Source organism: Brevibacterium aurantiacum, assembly GCF_003932995.1.
GTDB lineage: Bacteria > Actinomycetota > Actinomycetes > Actinomycetales > Brevibacteriaceae > Brevibacterium > Brevibacterium aurantiacum.
Genome location: NZ_CP025333.1, coordinates 2,327,780 through 2,347,999 on the forward strand (window position 1 = coordinate 2,327,780; position 20,220 = coordinate 2,347,999).

At 63.1% G+C, this 20,220-nt stretch carries 14 protein-coding genes; 4 read left to right on the top strand and 10 right to left on the bottom strand.

What is annotated here, in order from left to right; translation table 11 throughout:
• Positions 1-20: 20 nt before the first annotated feature.
• Positions 21-2,945: a leucine--tRNA ligase gene (leuS, locus tag CXR25_RS10850; protein WP_096160770.1), complete on the bottom strand. Its 2,925-nt coding sequence runs from the start codon at positions 2,943-2,945 to the stop codon at positions 21-23.
• Between the two features lie 190 nt (positions 2,946-3,135).
• Here leuS and CXR25_RS10855 point away from each other — a divergent pair, with 190 nt between their 5' ends.
• The gene (locus CXR25_RS10855; RefSeq protein WP_180957317.1) at positions 3,136-4,944 is read left to right on the top strand and encodes an AMP-dependent synthetase/ligase; all 1,809 of its coding nucleotides are present in this window, start codon (positions 3,136-3,138) and stop codon (positions 4,942-4,944) included.
• A 105-nt stretch (positions 4,945-5,049) separates the two neighbouring features.
• Positions 5,050-6,087, top strand: coding sequence for a glutathione S-transferase family protein (locus tag CXR25_RS10860; protein WP_009881487.1), 1,038 nt, complete (start codon positions 5,050-5,052; stop codon positions 6,085-6,087).
• 34 nt (positions 6,088-6,121) lie between these two features.
• On the opposite strand, the gene CXR25_RS10865 is transcribed toward CXR25_RS10860, so the two are convergent.
• Positions 6,122-6,868 (bottom strand): DedA family protein, encoded by a 747-nt coding sequence (locus CXR25_RS10865; RefSeq protein WP_164513960.1) that lies wholly within the window; start codon positions 6,866-6,868, stop codon positions 6,122-6,124.
• Between the two features lie 102 nt (positions 6,869-6,970).
• Between CXR25_RS10865 and CXR25_RS10870 the strand changes: the two genes are divergently transcribed.
• Both CXR25_RS10870 and CXR25_RS10875 read left to right on the top strand, forming a co-directional pair.
• Positions 6,971-8,011: a YhjD/YihY/BrkB family envelope integrity protein gene (locus CXR25_RS10870; protein ID WP_125240546.1), complete on the top strand. Its 1,041-nt coding sequence runs from the start codon at positions 6,971-6,973 to the stop codon at positions 8,009-8,011.
• Positions 8,012-8,064: 53 nt separating this feature from the next.
• Positions 8,065-9,492 (top strand): glyceraldehyde-3-phosphate dehydrogenase, encoded by a 1,428-nt coding sequence (locus CXR25_RS10875; RefSeq protein ID WP_125240547.1) that lies wholly within the window; start codon positions 8,065-8,067, stop codon positions 9,490-9,492.
• A 105-nt stretch (positions 9,493-9,597) separates the two neighbouring features.
• Here CXR25_RS10875 and CXR25_RS10880 read toward each other — a convergent pair whose 3' ends face one another.
• From CXR25_RS10880 to CXR25_RS10915, 8 genes are all read right to left on the bottom strand, one after another.
• Entirely contained in the window at positions 9,598-10,197 is a 600-nt protein-coding gene (locus CXR25_RS10880) for a hypothetical protein (RefSeq protein ID WP_009881491.1), read from the bottom strand.
• Positions 10,194-11,159, bottom strand: a complete 966-nt coding sequence (locus CXR25_RS10885; RefSeq protein WP_096158802.1) for a D-2-hydroxyacid dehydrogenase — start codon at positions 11,157-11,159, stop codon at positions 10,194-10,196. The genes CXR25_RS10880 and CXR25_RS10885 overlap by 4 nt, the downstream gene beginning before the upstream one ends.
• Complete coding sequence (locus CXR25_RS10890; protein WP_241212329.1) at positions 11,101-12,867, bottom strand: MDR family MFS transporter; 1,767 nt, start codon at positions 12,865-12,867, stop codon at positions 11,101-11,103. The genes CXR25_RS10885 and CXR25_RS10890 overlap by 59 nt, the downstream gene beginning before the upstream one ends.
• Positions 12,868-12,878: 11 nt before the next feature.
• Positions 12,879-13,523 carry a TetR/AcrR family transcriptional regulator gene (locus CXR25_RS10895; RefSeq protein WP_009881494.1) on the bottom strand — a complete coding sequence of 215 codons (645 nt, stop codon included), beginning with the start codon at positions 13,521-13,523 and terminating at the stop codon, positions 12,879-12,881.
• A 104-nt stretch (positions 13,524-13,627) separates the two neighbouring features.
• A complete protein-coding gene (dnaG, locus tag CXR25_RS10900; protein WP_096158804.1) occupies positions 13,628-15,847 on the bottom strand; it encodes a DNA primase in 2,220 nt (739 codons plus the stop codon).
• Positions 15,848-15,850: 3 nt separating this feature from the next.
• Entirely contained in the window at positions 15,851-17,158 is a 1,308-nt protein-coding gene (locus CXR25_RS10905; protein ID WP_009881496.1) for a deoxyguanosinetriphosphate triphosphohydrolase, read from the bottom strand.
• A gap of 2 nt (positions 17,159-17,160) precedes the next feature.
• Positions 17,161-18,351 carry a tRNA dihydrouridine synthase DusB gene (gene dusB / locus CXR25_RS10910; RefSeq protein WP_009881497.1) on the bottom strand — a complete coding sequence of 397 codons (1,191 nt, stop codon included), beginning with the start codon at positions 18,349-18,351 and terminating at the stop codon, positions 17,161-17,163.
• A 57-nt stretch (positions 18,352-18,408) separates the two neighbouring features.
• Entirely contained in the window at positions 18,409-20,076 is a 1,668-nt protein-coding gene (locus CXR25_RS10915) for an ABC-F family ATP-binding cassette domain-containing protein (RefSeq protein WP_096158805.1), read from the bottom strand.
• Positions 20,077-20,220 lie beyond the last annotated feature (144 nt).

Genomic DNA, 20,220 nt, shown 5'->3' on the forward strand with positions numbered 1-20,220 from the left:
TTCCGGACAGACGCCGTATCTCAGGCGTCGGGGACGATATTGACCAGTTTGGGCGCACGCACGATGACCTTGCGCACTCCGGCCCCGTCGAGCGCCTTGAGCGCGTTCGGCGATTCCAGTGCCAGCTTCTCCAGCTCCTCGGCAGAGATATCGGGGTCGACCTCCAGTCGTGCCCGCACCTTGCCCTTGACCTGGACGACACAGGTGACCTGGTCGGCGACCAGATACTGTAGGTCGACCTCGGGGAAGGACGCGTAGGTCAGCGTCGAAGTGTGGCCCAGTTTCGCCCACAGCTCTTCGCCCAAGTGCGGCGCGAACGGAGAGAGCATGATGGTCAGCGGCTCGAGCACGTCGGCCGTGACACCGCCCTGCTTCGTCGCATGATTCGTGAGCACGATCAGCTTCGAGATCGCGGTGTTGAAACGCAGGTGGTCCATGTCCTCACGGACACCGTCGATGACCTGGTGGAGGACCTTGAGAGTCTCAGGATCGGCGACACCGTCCTTGATCACAGACTCACCCGTGGTCTCGTCCACGAAGAGACGCCACACGCGCTGCAGGAACCTCTGCGCACCGACGACTGCTCGTGTTTCCCAGGGGCGGGCCTGTTCGATGGGTCCCATCGACATCTCATACACGCGGAAGGTGTCGGCACCGTAGGCGTCGTACATCTCATCGGGCGAGACGGAGTTCTTCAGCGACTTGCCGATCTTGCCGTACTCACGGTTGACCTGCTCACCGTCGTACCAGAACGTCGACTCACCGTTGTCAGCGACGGTCTCTTCCACCTCGGCGGCGGGAACGTAGACGCCACGCGCATCGGTGTAGGCATAGGCCTGGATATAGCCCTGGTTGACCAGGCGGTGGAATGGCTCCGAGGAGGAGACATGCCCCAGGTCGAACAGAATCTTGTGCCAGAACCTGGAGTAGAGCAGGTGCAGAACCGAGTGCTCGGCGCCGCCGACGTAGAGGTCGGCTCCGCCGCGCGGCTTGGACTCGCGGGGCCCCAGCCAGTACTGCTCGTTCTCCGGATCGACCAGGCGTTCGGAGTTGTGCGGATCGGCGTAGCGCAGCTGATACCAAGACGATCCGGCCCAGTTGGGCATCGTGTTCGTCTCGCGGTAGTACTTCTGCGGCCCGTCGCCCAGGTCGAGTTCGACCTCGACCCAGTCGCGGTTGCGGCCCAGGGCCGGTTCCGGCTCACTGTCGGCGTCATCGGCGGCGAAGGTCCGCGGAGCGAATTCGTCGACCTCCGGCAGTTCGACGGGCAGCATAGAATCAGGCAGCGCGATGGGAGTCCCGGCCTCGTTGTAGACGATCGGGAACGGTTCGCCCCAGTAGCGCTGGCGTGAGAACAGCCAATCCCGCAGCCGGTACTGGGTCGATTCCGTGGCCAGCCCCTGGTCTGCCAGCCACGCTGTGATCTTGGCCTTGGCCGCTTCGACGTCGAGACCGTTGATGTCGATCTCGTCATTGGCTGAGTTGATCATGACGCCGGTGCCGGTGAACGGGGTGTCTTCGTCGTGGTCGGCAGGCGGCTGCACGGTGCGCACATAGGGCAGTCCGAAGGACTTCGCGAAGTCCCAGTCGCGGGCGTCCTCGGCAGGCACTGCCATGATCGCACCGGTGCCGTAGCCCATCAAGACGTAGTCGGCGATGAAGATCGGGATCTGTTCACCGGTTGCGGGGTTGACCGCGAATGAACCGGTGAAGATGCCGGTCTTGTCCTTGCTCTGCTGACGATCCGCGTCGGTCTTGGCCGCCGCATTGCGCTGGTAGGCGGAGATCGCCTCGGCGGGGGTGGATTCTCCACCGCGCCAGCCTTCGGGAGTCTGCTCGTCCCACTGGGCCGCGGTCAGCTGCTCCACCTGCGGATGTTCGGGGCTGAGCACGAGGTAGGTGGCACCGAACAGGGTGTCGGGTCGGGTCGTGTAGACCTCGACCTGAGTCTCCGAGGCGGCCACGGGCAGTCGCAGCAGGGCACCCTTGGACCGGCCGATCCAGTTGGTCTGCATGCTGCGCACCGCGCTCGGCCAGTCCAGCGAGTCCAGATCGTCGATGAGACGGTCGGCATAGGCTGTGATGCGCATGTTCCACTGCCGCAGGCGGCGAGTGTAGACGGGGAAGTTGCCGCGTTCGGACAGTCCCTCGGCGGTGACCTCTTCGTTTGCGAGCACGGTGCCCAGACCGGGGCACCAGTTGACCGGCGACTCCGAGACGTAGGCCAGGCGGTAGCCCTGCAGGACATCTTCCTGCTCGGCGGGGCTCAGCTGAGTCCAGGGGCGGCCGTCGGGTGTCTGTCGGGTGCCCTGGGCGAACTGGTCGATCAGGGTTCCGATCGGTCGCGCCGCACCACGTGAGTTCTCACCTGCGGTACTTGCCTCCGGGTCATACCAGGAGTTGAAGATCTGCAGGAAGATCCACTGGGTCCACCGAACGAAGTCGTCGTCAGTGGTCGCGAAGCTGCGGCGGGCATCATGGGCCAGGCCCAGGCGTCGCAGCTGTCGGGTCATGTTGGTGATGTTGGCATCGGTGGTGATGCGCGGGTGCTGCCCGGTCTGGACGGCGTACAGATCGGCGGGCAGACCGAAGGCGTCGTAGGACAGTGCGTGCATGACGTTGTGCCCGCGCATCCGCTGATACCGCCCGTAGACATCCGTGCCCAGGTATCCCAGGGGGTGGCCGACGTGCAGCCCCGCTCCCGAGGGGTAGGGGAACATGTCCATGATGTAGAGGGACTCACGCTCGCCGAGGTTCTTAGGCGGTCCGTAGCCGGAGTCGACGTCCTGCAGACCGAGACCTGCACCAGCCTGGCTGAGATCACCGGTGGGATTCGGGGCGTGGAATGTTCCCGCCTGTTCCCATGTGTGCTGCCATGACTTCTCGATCTTTTCGGCCAGCCCCGCATCGTAGCGGAAACCGGTCTCTTCAGGGTTCGTCGTCATTACCTTCCTTCACTGAATGGACGTGAGCGGGTTTCGACCATCGTACTCTGAACAATCCCCGCTTCGGCTTGACTAGACTGGCCCAGAGAGCCGCGATGAGGGTTTGAGCTGCAAAACGTGAGCGATTTCACCTCACAGCCCAGGACCAGTAGTATGACCGGGCAGTAACTTATGCCCCAAAGGAGAGCTCATGAGCCCAGCGACAATGCCCCAATCGACCACTCCAGTTGTCGGCTTCAAGGTTGATACGACGTCATCGACGACCGATGTCTTCCTCGCGAAGGCTGCCGAAGACCCGAACCTGCCGCTGCTGGCCAAACCGGTTGACAACGGCTGGGACGAAGTCAGCGCCGGAGAGTTCCTGACCCAGGTCCGAACCGCAGCCAAGGGGCTCATCGCCTCCGGCGTCGAGGTCGGAGACCGGATCGCCATCTTCGGCCCCACCTCCTTCGAATGGACTCTCAGCGACTATGCCGTGTGGTTCGCCGGTGGAATCTCCGTGCCGTTCTACGACACCTCCTCGGAATCTCAGCTTGCCTGGATGATCAAGGACGCCGCGGTCGGACGCGGTCTCGTCAGCACCCGTGAGCATGCCGACCGAGTTGAAGCCGCCGCAGCCGCTGCCGGAGTTGCCGCCCCACAGCTGTGGGTCTGGGACCAGGGCGCTTTCTCCGAACTCGAAACCACCGGACGACAGATCAGTGATGATGTGCTCGAGGCCGCACGCTCACAGGTCACCGGCGACTCGGTTGCCACTCTCATCTACACCTCCGGCACCACAGGTAAGCCCAAGGGCTGTGTCCTCACACATGGGAACTTCGTCCAGACCGTGCAGGCTGCCCAGGAACAGATCCCCGAGATCTTCTCGCACGGCATGCGCGCCCTGCTGTTCCTGCCTCAGGCACACGTCTTCGCCCGCTTCATCGAGGTCCTCTCGGTCAGCTCCGGTGCCCTGTTGGCCCACCAGTCCGACCTGACGAAGCTCACAGACGCACTCGGCAGCTTCCGACCCTCGTTCATCCTCGGAGTCCCCCGCGTCTTCGAGAAGGTCTTCAACTCCGCACTGGCCACGGCCGAATCCGGCGGCAAGGAGAAGATCTTCCGTCAGGCGGAGCGGGTCGCAGTCGCCTACTCCAAGGCCATGGATGCCGAGAAGATCCCCGTCTCACTCAAGCTCCAGCACGCACTCTTCGACAAGCTCGTGTATTCGAAGCTCCGTACGGTCATGGGCAACAACGTCAGCGCCGCTGTCTCCGGTGGCGGTCCTCTCGGCGCCCACCTCGGCCACTTCTTCCGGGGCGTCGGCCTCGTCGTCCTCGAAGGTTACGGTCTTACGGAAACGACAGCTCCGATCACCGTCAACGTGCCTGAGAAGGCCAAGATCGGCACCGTCGGCGTTCCCCTGCCCGGTGTGAGCGTGGCCATCGCCCCTGACGGCGAGATCCTCGCCAAGGGCGTCCCCGTCTTCCGCGAGTACTGGAACAACCAGGAGGCCACCGACAAGGAGTTCCACGACGGCTGGTTCTCCACCGGCGATCTCGGTTCGCTCGATGAAGACGGATACCTCACGATCAGCGGACGTAAGAAGGAGATCATCGTCACTTCGAGCGGAAAGAACATCGCACCGGCACCACTTGAAGATGCCCTGCGTCGCCACCCGCTCATCGGCCAGCCCGTCGTCGTCGGCGACAACCGCAAGTACATCTCAGCGCTGATCTTCCTCGACTCGGAGATGCTGCCCACCTGGTTGAAGAACAACGGTCTGCCCGAGATGGATCTGCCTCAGGCAGCGGACGACGAAACAGTGCGAGCCGCCGTCGAAAAGGCAGTCGAAACCGTCAACAGAACGGTGTCACGGGCCGAAGGCATCAAGAAGTTCACCATCCTGCCCGTCGAGCTCTCCGAAGACAACGGATACCTGTCGGCGAAGCAGTCGGTCAAGCGCCACCTCGTCGGCAAAGACTTCGCAGCCGACATCGACGGACTCTATGCCGACTGACCGCTCCGCGGTGGACTGACTCCGTGCCGACTGACCGCGTTGCGGTCGACGGAAGTAGGCTGGGACTGTGCGAGATGAACAAGGCACTTTCCGAAGGAGATGACAATGTCCGATGACAGCAGCCAGATGAACAGCTATGTGGCCAAGGGCGAGGCATTCGACCGGGACACGAACTACATCGAGGACCGAATCCTTGCCGATCCCGACTCCCAGTGGCCCGTCGAGCCGGGTCGATACCGACTCATCGCCGCGCGAGCCTGCCCGTGGGCGAATCGAACGATCATCGTCCGCAGGCTGCTGGGCCTTGAAGACGTCATCTCCATCGGCATGCCGGGGCCCACACACGATGCACGGTCGTGGACCTTCGACCTCGATCCCGGCGGCGTCGACCCGGTGCTGGGCATCGAGCGCCTGCAGCAGGCGTTCTTTGCCCGGTTCCCGGACTACCCGCGCGGAATCACGGTTCCTGCCATGGTCGACATCGCCAGCGGCGCAGTGGTGACCAACGACTTCCCACAGATCACCGAAGACTTCTCCTCACAGTGGAAGCAGTATCACCGCGCCGGCGCCCCTGATCTCTGGCCCGAGGAGTCTCGGGACGAGATGGAGAAGGTCATGCGCCTGATCTACACCGAGATCAACAACGGCGTCTACCGCTGCGGCTTCGCGGGGTCGCAGGAGGCCTACGAAGCCGCCTTCGACCGACTGTTCACTGCCCTGGACACCATCGAAGAGCGTCTGAGCCATTCCCGGTATCTCATGGGAGGCTCCATCACCGAGGCGGATGTCCGTCTCTTCACCACTCTGGTTCGCTTCGACCCGGTCTACTTCGGTCATTTCAAGTGCAACCGTCAGACCCTGCGCGATTTCGAGAATCTCTGGGGCTATGCCCGCGATCTCTACCAGACGCCGGGATTCGGCGACACTGTGGACTTCACCCAGATCAAACAGCACTACTACATCGTCCACGTCGATGTGAACCCGACGCAGGTCGTCCCCAAGGGCCCTGACCTCTCCGGCTGGCTCTCGCCTCACGGTCGGGAGAAGCTGGGCGGTTCACCCTTCGGCGAAGGCACCGCACCCGGGCCGGTGCGCGCCGGTGAGGAAGTTCCTGAGGAACACACCGCAGCAGCCTGGCTGTGATGGCCGCAGCTGCGAACTGAACCTAACCGAAGGCTCAGCCCCCGTACGGGTCGGCTGGGCCTTCGGTGTCTTCGCCGGCGGCATCGGTGCGATCCGCGGCCTTGGCTCGTGAGCGCTTGCGGATCTTGAGCACGATCCACACCACAACGAAGACGACCACAGCAACGATGACCAGAGTCTGGAAGTAACCGGCGTAGGTCTCCACGATCGACCAGTTCTCACCGAGGTAGAAGCCGGCGACGATGAGAATGGTGTTCCAGATCGCGCTGCCGGCCGTGGTCAGCACCAGGAACTTGATGATCGACATGTTCCGCATGCCTGCGGGGATGGAGATCAGAGACCGGAAGATCGGAACCATCCGACCGAAGAACACGGCCTTGTCACCGTGCTTGTCGAACCAGCCGACCGTCTTGTGCACATCGTCGACGTCGACGAGCGGCATCTTCACTGCGATGCGAGAGATGCGCTCAAGACCGATCCATTTGCCCAGGGCCCACAAGATCACCGCGCCGACGACGGAGCCCACTGTTGCGAAGATGATCGCCAAGACGATGTTCATGCTTCCCTGGCTGGCGGTGAAGCCCGCCAGCGGCAGCACCAGCTCACTGGGAATGGGTGGGAAGATATTGTCCAAGAACACCAAGAACCCGACGCCGAGAGGACCCAGCGCCTCCATGAGCCTCACCGCCCAGCCGGAGAAGCCACTGAGATTCTCCGCCGCTGAGGAGCCAGCGGAGAGCAGCAGATCTGTGGACGGGGCAGTCGAAAATAATGTCGGCATGGTCAAAAGTCTAGATTGGAGGCGCGGCCCACCCCTCTCAGGACGCTCCCAGCGGTTAGTGTTGAAACAGACACCTGCGGGTCAAGATCGAAGGAGCACGAAGTGGCACCAGCCAAAGTACTGGCCTCACGCAACACCGTCGCCGAAGTCGGCCACAACGCCATCACCCAGCCGGGACCCGCCCACCTGATGCGGGCCGTCAAGCGCTTCGGTGAACGGTTGGGCAACCAGTTCGGTGCGGCCATCACCTACTTCCTGGTCCTCGCAGTCATGCCCATCGCGATGTTCACCTTCGCGAGCCTCGGTTTCGTCCTCGATGTCCTCAAACCCGAGCTCCTCCCCGTCGTCGTCGAGCAGATCGAGGCTCAGGTAGGCGGCAACTCGTCACTGACGGAACAGCTTGAGAGCTTCCTCACCAGTTGGCAGTCGGTCGGCATCATCGCCATCCTGGCTGCCCTCTACACAGGACAGGGATTCATCGGCAACCTCGGTGCTGCTGTGCGAGCTCAACTCCACGCGGACTTCGACGATGTCATCGAAGACAAGTCGTTCGTCAAGAAGGTCCTCAACAACGTCGTGACTTTGCTGGGGCTTATCATCGGCCTGCTGCTCACCGTGGCGTTGACCGTCGTCGGCGCCGGCTTAGGGTCCGTCATCAGCGACCTGCTCAGCCTTCCCGGCTGGGCGAGGGCCCTCTTGGTCATCATCCCGCCCCTCATCACCTTCGGTGCCGCGTGGTTGATCTTCATGTTCCTCTTCACCATGCTGCCCGACCACCCGGTGGGCAAAAGGGCCAAGATCCGGGGCTCCCTCATCGGTGCTCTGGCCTTCACCATTCTCATCAACTTCGCCACGGTCCTCGTCGACCTCTTCTCCGGCAACAAGGCTGCTGGTGTCTTCGGTTCGATCATCGCGATCATGCTCACGATGAATGTCTTCGCCCGCATCATCCTCTTCGTCGCCGCTTGGATCGGCACCGCGACGCTACCGCGCCCGCAGGAGGATTCCACGCCCGAATACCGCTTCGTCGAACCGAGAGTCCAGATCCAGAGCCTGGGTGCGCTGCTGGCCGGCGCCGGCATCATCGCGCTGACTCTGCTCGGATTCCGACGACTCGATGAGCGCCAGACGAAACACGAGTAGACAACGCGTTAGACTGAGCGAGAATTCGCCAACTGACCGAGGAGACACGACCTTTGACTGATGCAACGACGGCTCGCCTGAACGAATGGGCGAACAAGCAGACTGCCGCCGAAGAACTCATTCCACTGACCGGACGACTTTACCGTGAGAACGATGTGCTGCTGACGCTGTTCGGCCGTTCTCTGCTGAATAAGTCGGTGACCGGGATGATCAAGGCTCACCGTTATGCCCGCCACTTCCTCGGCGAGGATCTCGACATCGAAGAGACCCTGAAGATCGTCCGCGCTCTGACCGAACTCGATCTCGGTCCCACTCGAATCGACTTGGGTCGCCTCATCCAGAAGCTGCAGGACCAGTCGGCCTCGGTCGAGGACTTCCTCTCCACGGAGCTGGCATCGGTCACCGGAGGCAATGCTGAAGAAGGCGCCGTTCGCGATGTCGTCCTCTACGGCTTCGGTCGCATCGGTCGCCTGCTCGCCCGCATCCTCATCGATCGTGCCGGCGGCACGGGGATGCGCCTGCGTGCGATCGTCGTCCGCAAGGGCAGCGATGATGACATCGTCAAGCGTGCCTCGCTCCTGCGCCGCGATTCCGTTCACGGCAGCTTCGACGGCAGCATCGTCATCGACGAAGAGGCCAACACGATCCAGGCCAACGGCACCCTGATCCAGGTCATCTACTCCAACGATCCTTCTCAGGTCGACTACACCGAATACGGCATCAACGATGCGATCATCGTCGACAACACGGGAATCTGGCGTGACGAGGAGAGCCTGTCCAAGCACCTGGCCTGCCCGGGTGCCTCGAAGGTCCTCCTCACCGCGCCCGGCAAGGGCGAGGTCAAGAACATCGTCTACGGCGTCAATGACGCGGCCATCCTCGAAGAGGACACGGTCATGTCAGCGGCTTCGTGCACCACGAACGCGATCACCCCTGTGCTCAAGGCCCTCCATGACAAGTACGGGGTCCGAAACGGTCACGTCGAGACGGTGCATTCGTTCACCAACGACCAGAACCTCATCGACAACTTCCACAAGGGCTCCCGTCGTGGTCGTGCCGCCGGACTCAATATGGTGCTCACAGAGACCGGTGCTGCCAAGGCAGTGGCGAAGGCTCTTCCCGAGCTCAAGGGCAAGCTCTCGGGCAATGCGATCCGCGTTCCCACTCCGAACGTGTCGATGGCGATCCTCAACCTCAACCTTGAGAAAGCCACGAGCGTCGATGAGCTCAACGCATTCCTGCGTGAGACCTCGATGAATTCGGAACTGCGCAACCAGATCGACTATGTCTCCTCCCCCGAGCTCGTCTCCAGCGACCTCGTCGGCTCGAAGCGGGCCGGTGTCGTCGATGGTCTGGCCACGATCGTCGACGATGACCGTGTCGTCGTCTACGTCTGGTACGACAACGAGTTCGGCTACAGCTGCCAGGTGATCCGCTGCGTGGCCAAGATGGCCGGGGTCGACGTTCCCGCCTTCCCCTGATCTGATCGTCAGCGGTCCGTTCCTCTGATCGGAAGATGAAACGCCCGCAGCCTGAATGGCTGCGGGCGTTTGTTCGTCTCTGAGTCTTTGGTGATGGATGCGCGCTCAGGCTCGGTCCTGGCCTGCTTTCTCATTCTCCATCGCTTCGTGGAGCCAGATAGGGGTGTAGGTGCTGAACCGTTTGGCCAGTTCGTCGTCGCTGTCGAGGATGACGGCGAAGCGATCATCGGCGGTGGAGAGCTCATTGGCCCAGATCGGACCCAGGCAGGCCAGAACGGCACACGCCAGGACGATGGCGATGGCCAGGATCGGTGTCGCCGTGAACAGCATCCATCCGAACAGAAGCCCGAGCACCGCGAAGCCGATCGCGACCGCCATTCCCGTATTGCGGGTTCTCGGAGCTTTGGCGCGGGCGGGTTTGGCCGAGGCCGCCGAGTCAAGGACGTCACGATTGATCCTCGTCCAGGCGAGGATCGCCCCCAGTGCACAGACGATTCCGATCATGATGAGGCTGAACGCGGAGAACAGCAGGACCGTGTCCACCCGAGTCCCCTGCGCCTGCATCGCCGCACCGATTCCGGCGACGAGCATGGCCAGAGCCAAGACCAGCATGCTCAGCAGTCGCGCTCGGCGCACCGCGATGAGCTCGCTGACGACTCGAGCGAGGTATGCCCGTTCGTCAGCATGGTCAGACTTCTCGCTCATCGCACGTATCCCGCTGCTTTGTCGACCGTGTGCGGGAATGCCTCACCTGCCATGTGCTTGTCGAAGAGGTCGACGAACTGGTTGGCCAGACGCATGCGCCATCCGTCGGTGTCCCCGCTCATGTGCGGGGTGACGATGACGTTGTCCGCCTGCCACAGCGGATGATCGGCAGGCAGAGGCTCTTCGTCGAAGACGTCGAGTCCGGCGCCGGCGATCTGGCCCGTCTCAAGTGCGTTCACGAGGTCGGAGGTGACGACTCCCTCCCCACGACCGACATTGACGAAGTAGGCATCCGAGTCCATGGCGGCGAACACCTCGGCGTCGATGAGGTTCCTCGTCTTCTCCGTCAGCGGTGCAATGTTGATCACCCAGTCGACTCCGGACAGATGCGAACTCAGCTGAGCCGAGTCGATGACGGTTCCGAAGTCGGCGTCACCGGTCCGAGCACGGCTGCCGGCGCCGGTGACGTTGACGTCGAGCGCGCTCAGTACTCTGGCGATCTCTCTCCCGATCGACCCGGTTCCGACGACCATGGCATGAGATCCGGCGAGGTTCTTCGTCGAGCGACGGTTCCAGGTCGATGTTTTCTGGTCCTGGAGCGAACCCAGCGAGTTCTTCGCATGGATGAGGATGTAGTTGAGCACGAACTCCGCGATCGGCCGGTCGAAGATCCCCCGCGCATTGGTGACGACGACCTCCGAGGCCGACAGCTCATCGAAGAGCAGCGAGTCGACTCCGGCCGCGGCCGCATGGATCCACTTCAGGCTGTCAGCACGGTCGAACTCGCTGCGCAGCGCTTTGGAGAAGAAGTCCCAGAGCAGGAGAACATCAGTGCCGGGGAGAGCAGAGCCGAGATCCTGTGCCTCGACGATCCGAAGTTCGACTCCCTCCCTGTGACCGAGGTCAGTCAGCTGGTCGGGAATCTCCGTCCCCGGGGCGTTGAGTAATGTCAGTACCGTCATGAGTCGACTCCTTCAGCCTAGCCTTCTCCGCCAGACTATCGGATGTGACGGCGTGAGAGGCGGACGAATCCGCGTGGCTTGCAGAGGAGTCGGCCCCGACCGTGACGAGCACGCGCTTTGCAGGGTCGGCCTTGAGCGTCTGCGCCAATGGCGTGTTGGGCAGGAAGCACAGGAAGACGAACCCGAGGACTGCCAGTGGGGCGACCCACAGGAACAGCGGCACCAGGGCGTCGTTGTACGACGTGATGATGAGACTGTGCAGCGGCTCAGGCAGGTCGGCGACGATCTGGGGTGTGAGCCCCGTCGAGGAGACCTTCGGCAGCGGCTGTGAGGGTGCGGCCTTGGCGAGCTCACCCATCCCGTCCTTGATGTTGTCCAGGAGGCGCTGAGTGAAGACCGACCCGATGAAGGCCATGCCCAGGGTCGCTCCGACCTGGCGGAAGTAGTTGTTCGACGCGGTGGCTGTGCCGACCATGGCAACGGGGAAGGCATTCTGGACGACGAGCACGAGCGTCTGCATGCTCAGACCCAGTCCGAGTCCCAGCAGAGCCAAGCAGCCCATGGTCTCCCACGCGGCGCTTTCGGCCTTGAGCTGCGAGAGCAGCACCAGAGAGGCGGCCATGATCAGGATGCCCATGAGCGGGTACTTCTTGTACTTGCCGGTGCGCGAGACGACGAAGCCGATGAGGGTCGAGGAGATGAGCATCGTGCCCATCATGGGAACCATCATCAGTCCGGCCACTGTGGCGTCGATTCCGTGGACCATCTGCAGGTAGGTGGGCATGTAGGACAGGACACCGAACATGCCGATGCCGATGAACAGGCCGGCGATGGTGCACAGCAGGAAGTCACGGTTCTTGAACAGGTACATCGGGATGACCGGTTCGCTGACCTTGAGCTCGACGAAGATGAAACCGACGATGGAGAGTGCTCCGACGATGATGAGTCCGTTGATCTGCCATGAGCCCCATTCGTAGTCGTGCCCGCCCCAGGCGGAGACGAGGACGATGCAGGAAGTGACGATCGAGATCAGGGCCATACCGATGACGTCGATCTTCGGGCGTGGTCCGGGGGCACGCTTGGGCACCTTGAGGAAGATGGCTGCGGCGAAGAGAGCGATGATGCCGAGTGGGAAGTTGATGGCGAAGGCCCAGCGCCAGCCGGGTCCTACTGTCAGCCAGCCGCCGATGAGGGGACCTGCGACCGAGGACACTGCGAAGGCAGATCCCATGATTCCCATGTACTTGCCGCGTTCACGTGCGGGAACCACCGAGGCGATGATGGACTGCGAGAGGATCATCATGCCACCGCCGCCGATGCCCTGGAGCACACGACCGAAGATGAGCATGCCCATATCGTTGGCGATGAGCGCGAAGACCGAGCCGAGCAGGAAGCAGCTGATCGCGAACATGAACAGCGGCTTGCGACCGAACAGGTCCCCGACCTTGCCGTAGATGGGCATCATGATCGTCGAGGCGAGCATGAATGCGGTGGAGACCCACAGCATCTGGTCGACGCCGTCGAGTTCACCGACAATCGTCGGCAGGGCGGTCGCCAGCACCGTCTGGTTGAGGGAGAACATGAACATGGCGATCATGAGTCCCACGAAGAGCAGGATGATCGCAGATGTCTTCATCTGCTCTGGCTCGCTGCTGTCTTCCGGGGTCTTCGGCATCTCCCCGGTTCGCAGTCCTTGATTGCTTCTCATTTCAGCCTTTGTCATAGTCGGTCCAGAACCTTGAGGAAGAGTCCCAATGATTCTTCGAAGAGTGGTTGTGTGCCGGTTTTCTCGTCAATGCGCTCGGGTGAGCGTTTGACCGTCTGTCCAGCATGGTTCAGGGGCACCCGGCACAGTTGGGTGAGCATCCTGGCGCTGCGCCAGGCCGATTCTTCAGTGGAGAACTCCTGGCCCAGAAAGCGCAGACGCGCCAGCACGTGTTCGGCCACGAGCTCTTCCAGGGCCTCGGCCCGGTCAAAGCGCTTGCTGACCAGCTCCGGATAGCGGGCGAACAGCTTCCTGCGACGGGCCGGCAGGCTGGGATCCATCGATCCCATGAGCAGCACCTCGCGGACGAAGCGGGCAGTGTCCTCGGCCAGATTCTCCACCCCGGAATCGGAGTGGACGTAGTCATCGACCAGTGTGGCGTCGATGTTGGATTCGTCGAGTCCGACGATGGCGTCTTCCTTCGTCGCGTAGTAGTTGAAGAAGGTTCGTGTGGAGACGCCGACGTCGGCGGCGATGTTCGCCACCGTCGCGCATTCGAGTCCTTCATCGAGAACCCGAGTGATCGCCGCGTCATGCAGCGCATGACGCGTCTGGCGGGCCTTTTTGGCACGGAGGGATTCGGGTTCGGATTCACGCATGAGACCATTTTTGCATCTCATGCAACATTTCATCAACTGCAAAATTGCAATTGTGCACTATTTCACGTTCTCAGGCGAGAATCGCAGCCCTCACATCGGTGTCTTCACATGAGAGTCTTCAGCCGCGCCCGGTGCTGTTCGAGCACCTGGAGCTGCCCCAGAAGAGTCGTCTGCGCAGCTGTGTCAGTGGTGTCCTGGCGCTGCAGTCGCGAGTGCAGCTCCTTGGCGATGCGTTCGAGATCGTAGTCGAAGAGACGGGCCACGATGCCGCGGGCAAACCCTTCCGCGCTGACGCCGTCTGCCACCGGCAAGGGCGTCACCAGCAGCTGTGTGACGTAGGGCTTAAGGTCCTCGGCGCTGGCGGAGAGGACCGCGTCGGCCCAACGTGTAGCGGCGGCGGTTCCCGCTGTCTGCGCACCACCGGCCGACTTCAGGCCGCCGGCAGCCTTCACCGCGGCTTGGATCCGTCGATAGCCGGGGTGTTCGAAGGCTCGTGCGGACAGGGAATCGAACAGTTTGGCGTTGACGAACTCGGGATGCTGCAGCGCCACCATCAGGGCGCCCTTCTCTGTCTTCAGGCGAGCGGGGCTGATCGGTGCTGACAAGTTCGACACGTCGGGGCGCTCATCGTAGACGTACTCGATGGCGGTGTCGTCTCCCCCAGCACCTCCCCCTGCGGGTGCGAATCCCGTGGACGGCCGCTGTGCGTCCGCCCCCTGCTGCTGGCCCTGTCCCGATGCGGGCTGGCCGGAAAGCTGCTGTCCCTGTGTCGGCTGGCCGGATGGCTGTTGACCCCGTGCCTGCTGTCCCGGCGCGTACTGGCCCGAGGACTGTGGCCTCGATGCAGGATGACCCGACCTCTGCTGGTCCTGAGATCCGTACCTCTGCGCCTGCGACGCGCCTGCTTGCCCCGGCAGACCCGATGCGACTGGCGGGGCACCGGGCGGGGTCTGGGACGGGGCAGGCTGAGGCTGACGAGACTGGTTCGCCTGCGGTCTGCTGGGACGTTTCCGGGCATCTCTGACCGCAGATTCCACCTCGTCGATGTCGACACCGATGCGGCCGGCGACGAAACGGTAGTAGTGGCTGAGACTATTGCGGTCCCGGATGTCAGCGAGCACCTCGGCGCTGGCCTTGACTGCTGCGATCCGACCTTCGACCGAGTCGAGGTCGTAGCGAGAGATTGCGGTGGTGATGACGAACTCGAAGAGCGGCTTTCGACCGTCGATGAGCTCGCGCAGGGCCCCATCGCCCTTCTGCATCCGCAGATCGCAGGGGTCGAGCCCATCGGGTTCGACGGCGACGAAGGTCTGAGCGGTGAACTCGCTTTCGAATTCGAAGGCCCGCAGAGCCGCCTTCTGTCCGGCCGCGTCGCCGTCGAAGGTGAAGATCACCTGGCCTGTCGGATCATCGCCGAGCAGACGCCGAACGATCTTCACATGCTCAGGCCCGAAAGCCGTTCCACAGGTCGCCACCGCCTGTGTGACGCCGGCCAGATGCGCGGCCATGACGTCGGTATAGCCTTCGACGATGACCACGCGCTTGGTCTTCGCGATGTCCTTCTTGGCCAGATCCAGACCGTAGAGAACCTGGTTCTTGTGATAGAGAGCCGTCTCCGGAGTGTTCAGGTACTTCGGCCCCTTGTCATCGTCGTACAGTCGCCTGGCACCGAAGCCGATGGTCCGAGAGGTCATGTCCTTGATGGGCCAGACAACCCGGCCGCGGAAACGATCGTAGATGCCGCGGCCGCCTTCACTGGCCAGACCTCCGGCGAGGATCTCCTCCTCGGTGAAGCCGGCCCGCTTGAGCTGGCTGGTCAGAGAATCCCAGGACTTGGGGGCGAAGCCGAGGCCGAACTCCTTGCTCGAACTCAGTGGGAAGCCACGACCCTCGAGGAACTCCCGACCGATCTGCCCCTGCTCGGATTCCAGGCACTGGGTGAAGAAGCGCTGTGCGACTTCGTGCATCTCCAGCAGCCGCTGTCGTCGGCTGGCCTGCTCACGGTCGGGGCCCTTGCCGTCCTCGTAGCGCAGATGCATCCCGATCTTGCCGGCCAGCGCCTCGACCGTCTCAACGAAGCTGAGCTGTTCGACCTTCTGCAGAAACGAGAACACGTCGCCGGACTCACCACAGCCGAAGCAGTGATACATCCCGACTTGGGGGCGAACCGTGAACGAGGGAGTCTTCTCATCGTGGAAGGGGCACAACCCCTTGAGTGAGCCGATTCCCGCGGTCTTGAGCGTGACGAACTCACCGACGACCTCGTCGATGCGGGTTCGACTGCGCAGCTCGTCGATGTCCTCACGTTTGATCAGTCCGGCCATGGTCTAGAGACGATCCCCCGCCCCTGCTTTGAGCTGGTGGTACAGGGCCCAGGCAGAATGGTCGGTCAGTGATGCGATCTGGTCGACGACGACACGCAGCCGTGCCGCATCGTCGGCAGCTTCGAAGTAGTCGGCTCTGAACATCGGGTCGAGCTTGGTCGGCATCGCGGAGTACCACTGGGCCAACTCGGTGATGACGGCAGACTGGATGTCATGGAGTCGCAGACGGTCTTCGGCGACCATCACCGTCAACGTCGCCATACCCTTGAGGACGGCGATCTCGACGACCGTGGGCTCGGGGACGACCAGCGAGGCCGCGTAACGGGCCAGGGGCTCCCAGCCGAACTCCTCACGTGTTGCGGCTTCGGCCGCACCGACGAACCGCCCGATGAGCTGACTCGTCATGTGCTTGAGCGTGGCCTGGGCCTTCCTGGAACCGTCATAGACATCCGCGGGCCAGTACGCGGCCGCCTGCAGCCGCGACAGCGCCTTGTCCATCTCTTCGTCGCTCGTGGTCGGCAGATACCATTTGCGGGTGATGTCGAAGAGCTCAGCCCGACGGCTCTCCGCAGCGAATTCACCCAGATGCAGGTGGCCCCCGGCGATCGCGTCCTCAACATCGTGGACGGAGTAGGAGATGTCATCGGCGAGATCCATCACCTGGGCTTCGATACACCGTTTGCCGTTCTCGATCCCGTCGCGGTAGAAGTCGAAGACTCCCCTGTCGTCATCGTAGACACCGAATTTCCGCACGCCGGAGTCACGCCGCCCCGCGGACGCTTCGCTCCGTGACCAGGGATATTTCGTGAGTGCGTCGAGGCTGGCCCGCGTGAGGTTGAGTCCTGCCGGTCGGCCGTCATCGGCGATCACCTTCGGCTCGATCCGGGTGACCAGGCGCAGCGTCTGCGCATTGCCCTCGAATCCGCCGATGTCGATGCACAGGGCGTCGAGGATGGTCTCGCCGTGGTGACCGAAGGGCGGATGGCCGAGGTCATGGCTCAGGCACGCGGTGTCGACGATGTCGGGATCGCAGCCTAAGTATCGGGCAAGTTCGCGCCCGACCTGAGCGACTTCGAGAGAGTGGGTGAGCCGGGTGCGGACGAAATCATCAGTGCCTGGTGACACGACCTGAGTCTTGGCGCCCAGACGCCGCAGTCCCGCGGAGTGCAGCACCCGGGCCCGGTCACGTTGAAAGGCCGAGCGGCGTGGATTCTTCGCCGGTTCGCTCACCCATCGTTCCTCGTCCCACGGCGTGTAGACCGCCACGGTCCCCGAGCGCACCGAGGTGCGTGGGTGAGTTTCGAATGGCATTGTCATCCTCCCGAGATGTCGAGTTCCGCCTCGGAGAGCAGTGACTTTCCGCTCACATCGAAGATGCGGGAGTCGAGCCACCCTTCGGGCAGATGCGGCTTCTTCGGGCGGGTCGTCCGCCCCCGGGAGCCTTCCGCGTCCGTACCAGGATACGGTGCGTCCTGATCAAGCTGAGCCAGCAGGCCCGCGAGCTCCTCGAGCGAGGAGACCATCGCCAGCTGACGCCGCAGGTCTCCCCCAACCGGATAGCCCTTGAAATACCAGGCAATGTGTTTGCGCAGGTCACGAACGCCGTAGAACTCGTCCTCGTAGTATTCGGCCAGGTACTCGCCGTGCTTGTAGACGGCGCGAGCCACCTCGGCGAGACCCGGCCGGAAGCGTTCATCGCTGCCGTTGAGGGCATTGGCGAGGTCGCCGAACAGCCAAGGTCGTCCCTGGCATCCACGTCCGATGACGACGCCGTCGCAGCCCGTGCGGCGCATCATCTCAAGTGCATCCTCTGCCGCGAAGATGTCACCGTTGCCCAGAACCGGAACGGTGTCGCCGAGGTGGTCCTTGAGTCGGGCGATGGCGTCCCAGTCCGCCTGGCCCGAGTACAGATCCGCCGCGGACCGACCGTGGAGGGCGACCGCTGCCACACCCGCATTGCGGGCAGTCTCACCCGCGTCGAGGAAGGTCTGGTGGTCCTTGTCGATGCCTTTGCGCATCTTCACGGTCAGGGGGATGCCGCCGCGATCTGCCTCGGTCACGGCTGTGGTGACGATGGACTCGAACAGGTCCTTCTTCCACGGCAGGGCAGAGCCGCCGCCCTTCCGGGTGACCTTGGGCACGGGGCATCCGAAGTTGAGGTCGATGTGGTCGGCCCGGTCCTCCTCGACGAGCATGCGCACGGCCTGCCCGATCGTCACCGGGTCGACGCCGTAGAGCTGGACCGAGCGCGGTGTCTCATACGGCTCGTGCCGGATGATGCGCATGCTCTTGGGGCTGCGTTCGACCAGCGCCCTGGACGTCACCATCTCTGTCACATACAGGCCGGCTCCGTACTCGCGGCACAGGCGCCTGAAGGCGGTGTTGGTGATTCCGGCCATCGGCGCGAGCACGACCGGCGAGGACAGCTCGATGGGACCGATGCGCAGGGGCTCGGCAGCGGCTGGGGATACTGATTCTGGGGCAGGGCTGATGACACTCACCATGCCATTATCCCCGAGCAGTCAAATGATGGATCACTGGCACGGGCGGCTGGCTCCCGCTCACGATCGCGCATGTGAGGCCTCCTCAAACTCGTTCCTGTCTCCATCAACCTGCTCGTCTCCTTCAACCTGTTCGGGGAGAAGAAATTCCCGAATGTCCCATTCGACGTCGAGGCGCAGCTCCTCGGCGAGACGATCATCGTGGGTGATGACGATCATCGCTCCGCCGAATCCGTCCAGGGCGGTCACCAACGCAGTCAGCGAGGAAAGGTCGAGGTTGTTGCCTGGTTCGTCGAGGATGAGCAGCTGGGGCGCGGGGTTTTGGAGCAGACTCTTCGCCAGAGCCACTCGAAAGCGCTCCCCTCCCGACAATGTCGAACACAGCTGCTCGGTCCGTCCGGCCCTCAGCCCCATCGCGGCCAACACCTCATGAACTCGGTGTGGTCCGAGACCAGGGTTGTCCTCCCTCACGGCTTCCATGACGGTCAGCGTCGGCGGCAGCCTGTACTGCTGGTCGAGGAAGCCGCTGGACACGGGAACGGTGAAGGTCAGATCGGGGAACAGCTCGTTGATCGGGGCACCGGTGTCGTATCGCCCGGCGATCGCCGACAGCATGGTCGACTTCCCGGAGCCGTTGGCACCGGTCAGCCTGATCCGCTCGGGACCGACGATCGTACGTGGCTGCTCGAGCACCGGACCTGAGACCTCGAGGACACGCTTCGCCGAGTGGATCACGGTCTCGGGCAGGTCCAGGCGGATGCTTGAGTCCCTGCGCAGAGCGTCCTTGGCGGTGCGCACCGAGGAACGGGCGGCCTCCTCGTCGTCAGCCTTGTCTCCGCGTCGCTTCGCCGCGCTCTTCTGGGCGAAGTCGGTCAGACCATTCATGACGATCTTGGGTCGGCGTTTGTTCTCCTTGTCCTTGGCAGCCTTGCGATCGGCCCTGGCCAGCTTCGTCTCGAGTTCGATGCGCTGGCGCTTCTCGATCGCCAGGGACTTCTTGGCGTCGACGAGGTGAGCGAGCTTCGCCTCCTCTTCGGCGGCGACCATGCGTTCGTAGTCGTCGAAGTCTCCACCGTAGATGCGCAGCTGGTCCGTCATCTCGACGATCGTCGTCACTTCCGCCAGCAGTGCACGATCGTGGGAGATCACGAGTGTCGGCCCCGTCCGGTCCCGCAGCAGGGAGGCCAGCCGGCGACGTCCCACCTCGTCGAGGTTGTTGCTCGGTTCGTCGAGAATCAGCCAGCGATCACCGGCCAGAGCCGCCCGCGCCAGTCCGATGCGCATGGCCTGACCGCCGGAGAAGGTCGACAGTCGCCGGTCAAGGGCCGCGGCATCGAGTGTGAGTCCGAGATCGGCCAGGGCGCTCAGCGCCCGTTCCTCGATGTCCCAGTCATCGCCGATGACGTCGAAGTCGGCGAAATCGGCGTCACCGGCCAGGGCCTTCGACAGTGCCGATCTGATCTCGCTGATTCCCAGGGTCGAGGCGACGCTGAGGTCGGTATGGGGCAGCAGCTGATCGATGTACACCGCGTCCTCGGCGCCGGTGACGGAGCCCGCGCTGGGGCGAAGCTGTCCGGCGATGATTCTGGCGAGGGTGGATTTGCCGATCCCGTTGTCACCGACCAGTCCGACAGGGGAGGCCGGGATCGATGCAGTGAGAGCAGTGAAGATCTCGGTGTCATCGCCGAGGCGGTAGCCGAGTTTCGAGAGAGATACGGCAGCAGTCATGTGTGTCCTCATTTCGTGCACAGAAGTGCGCTGCGGGTCCGTAGCACCCGCATGATGCGGAAATGAGGAATTACTTCACGAAATGACTGTCTTTCGCCGGGAATGTGTCAAGTCAAGGATGCCGGAGGTCGGTTGTCCTCGTCA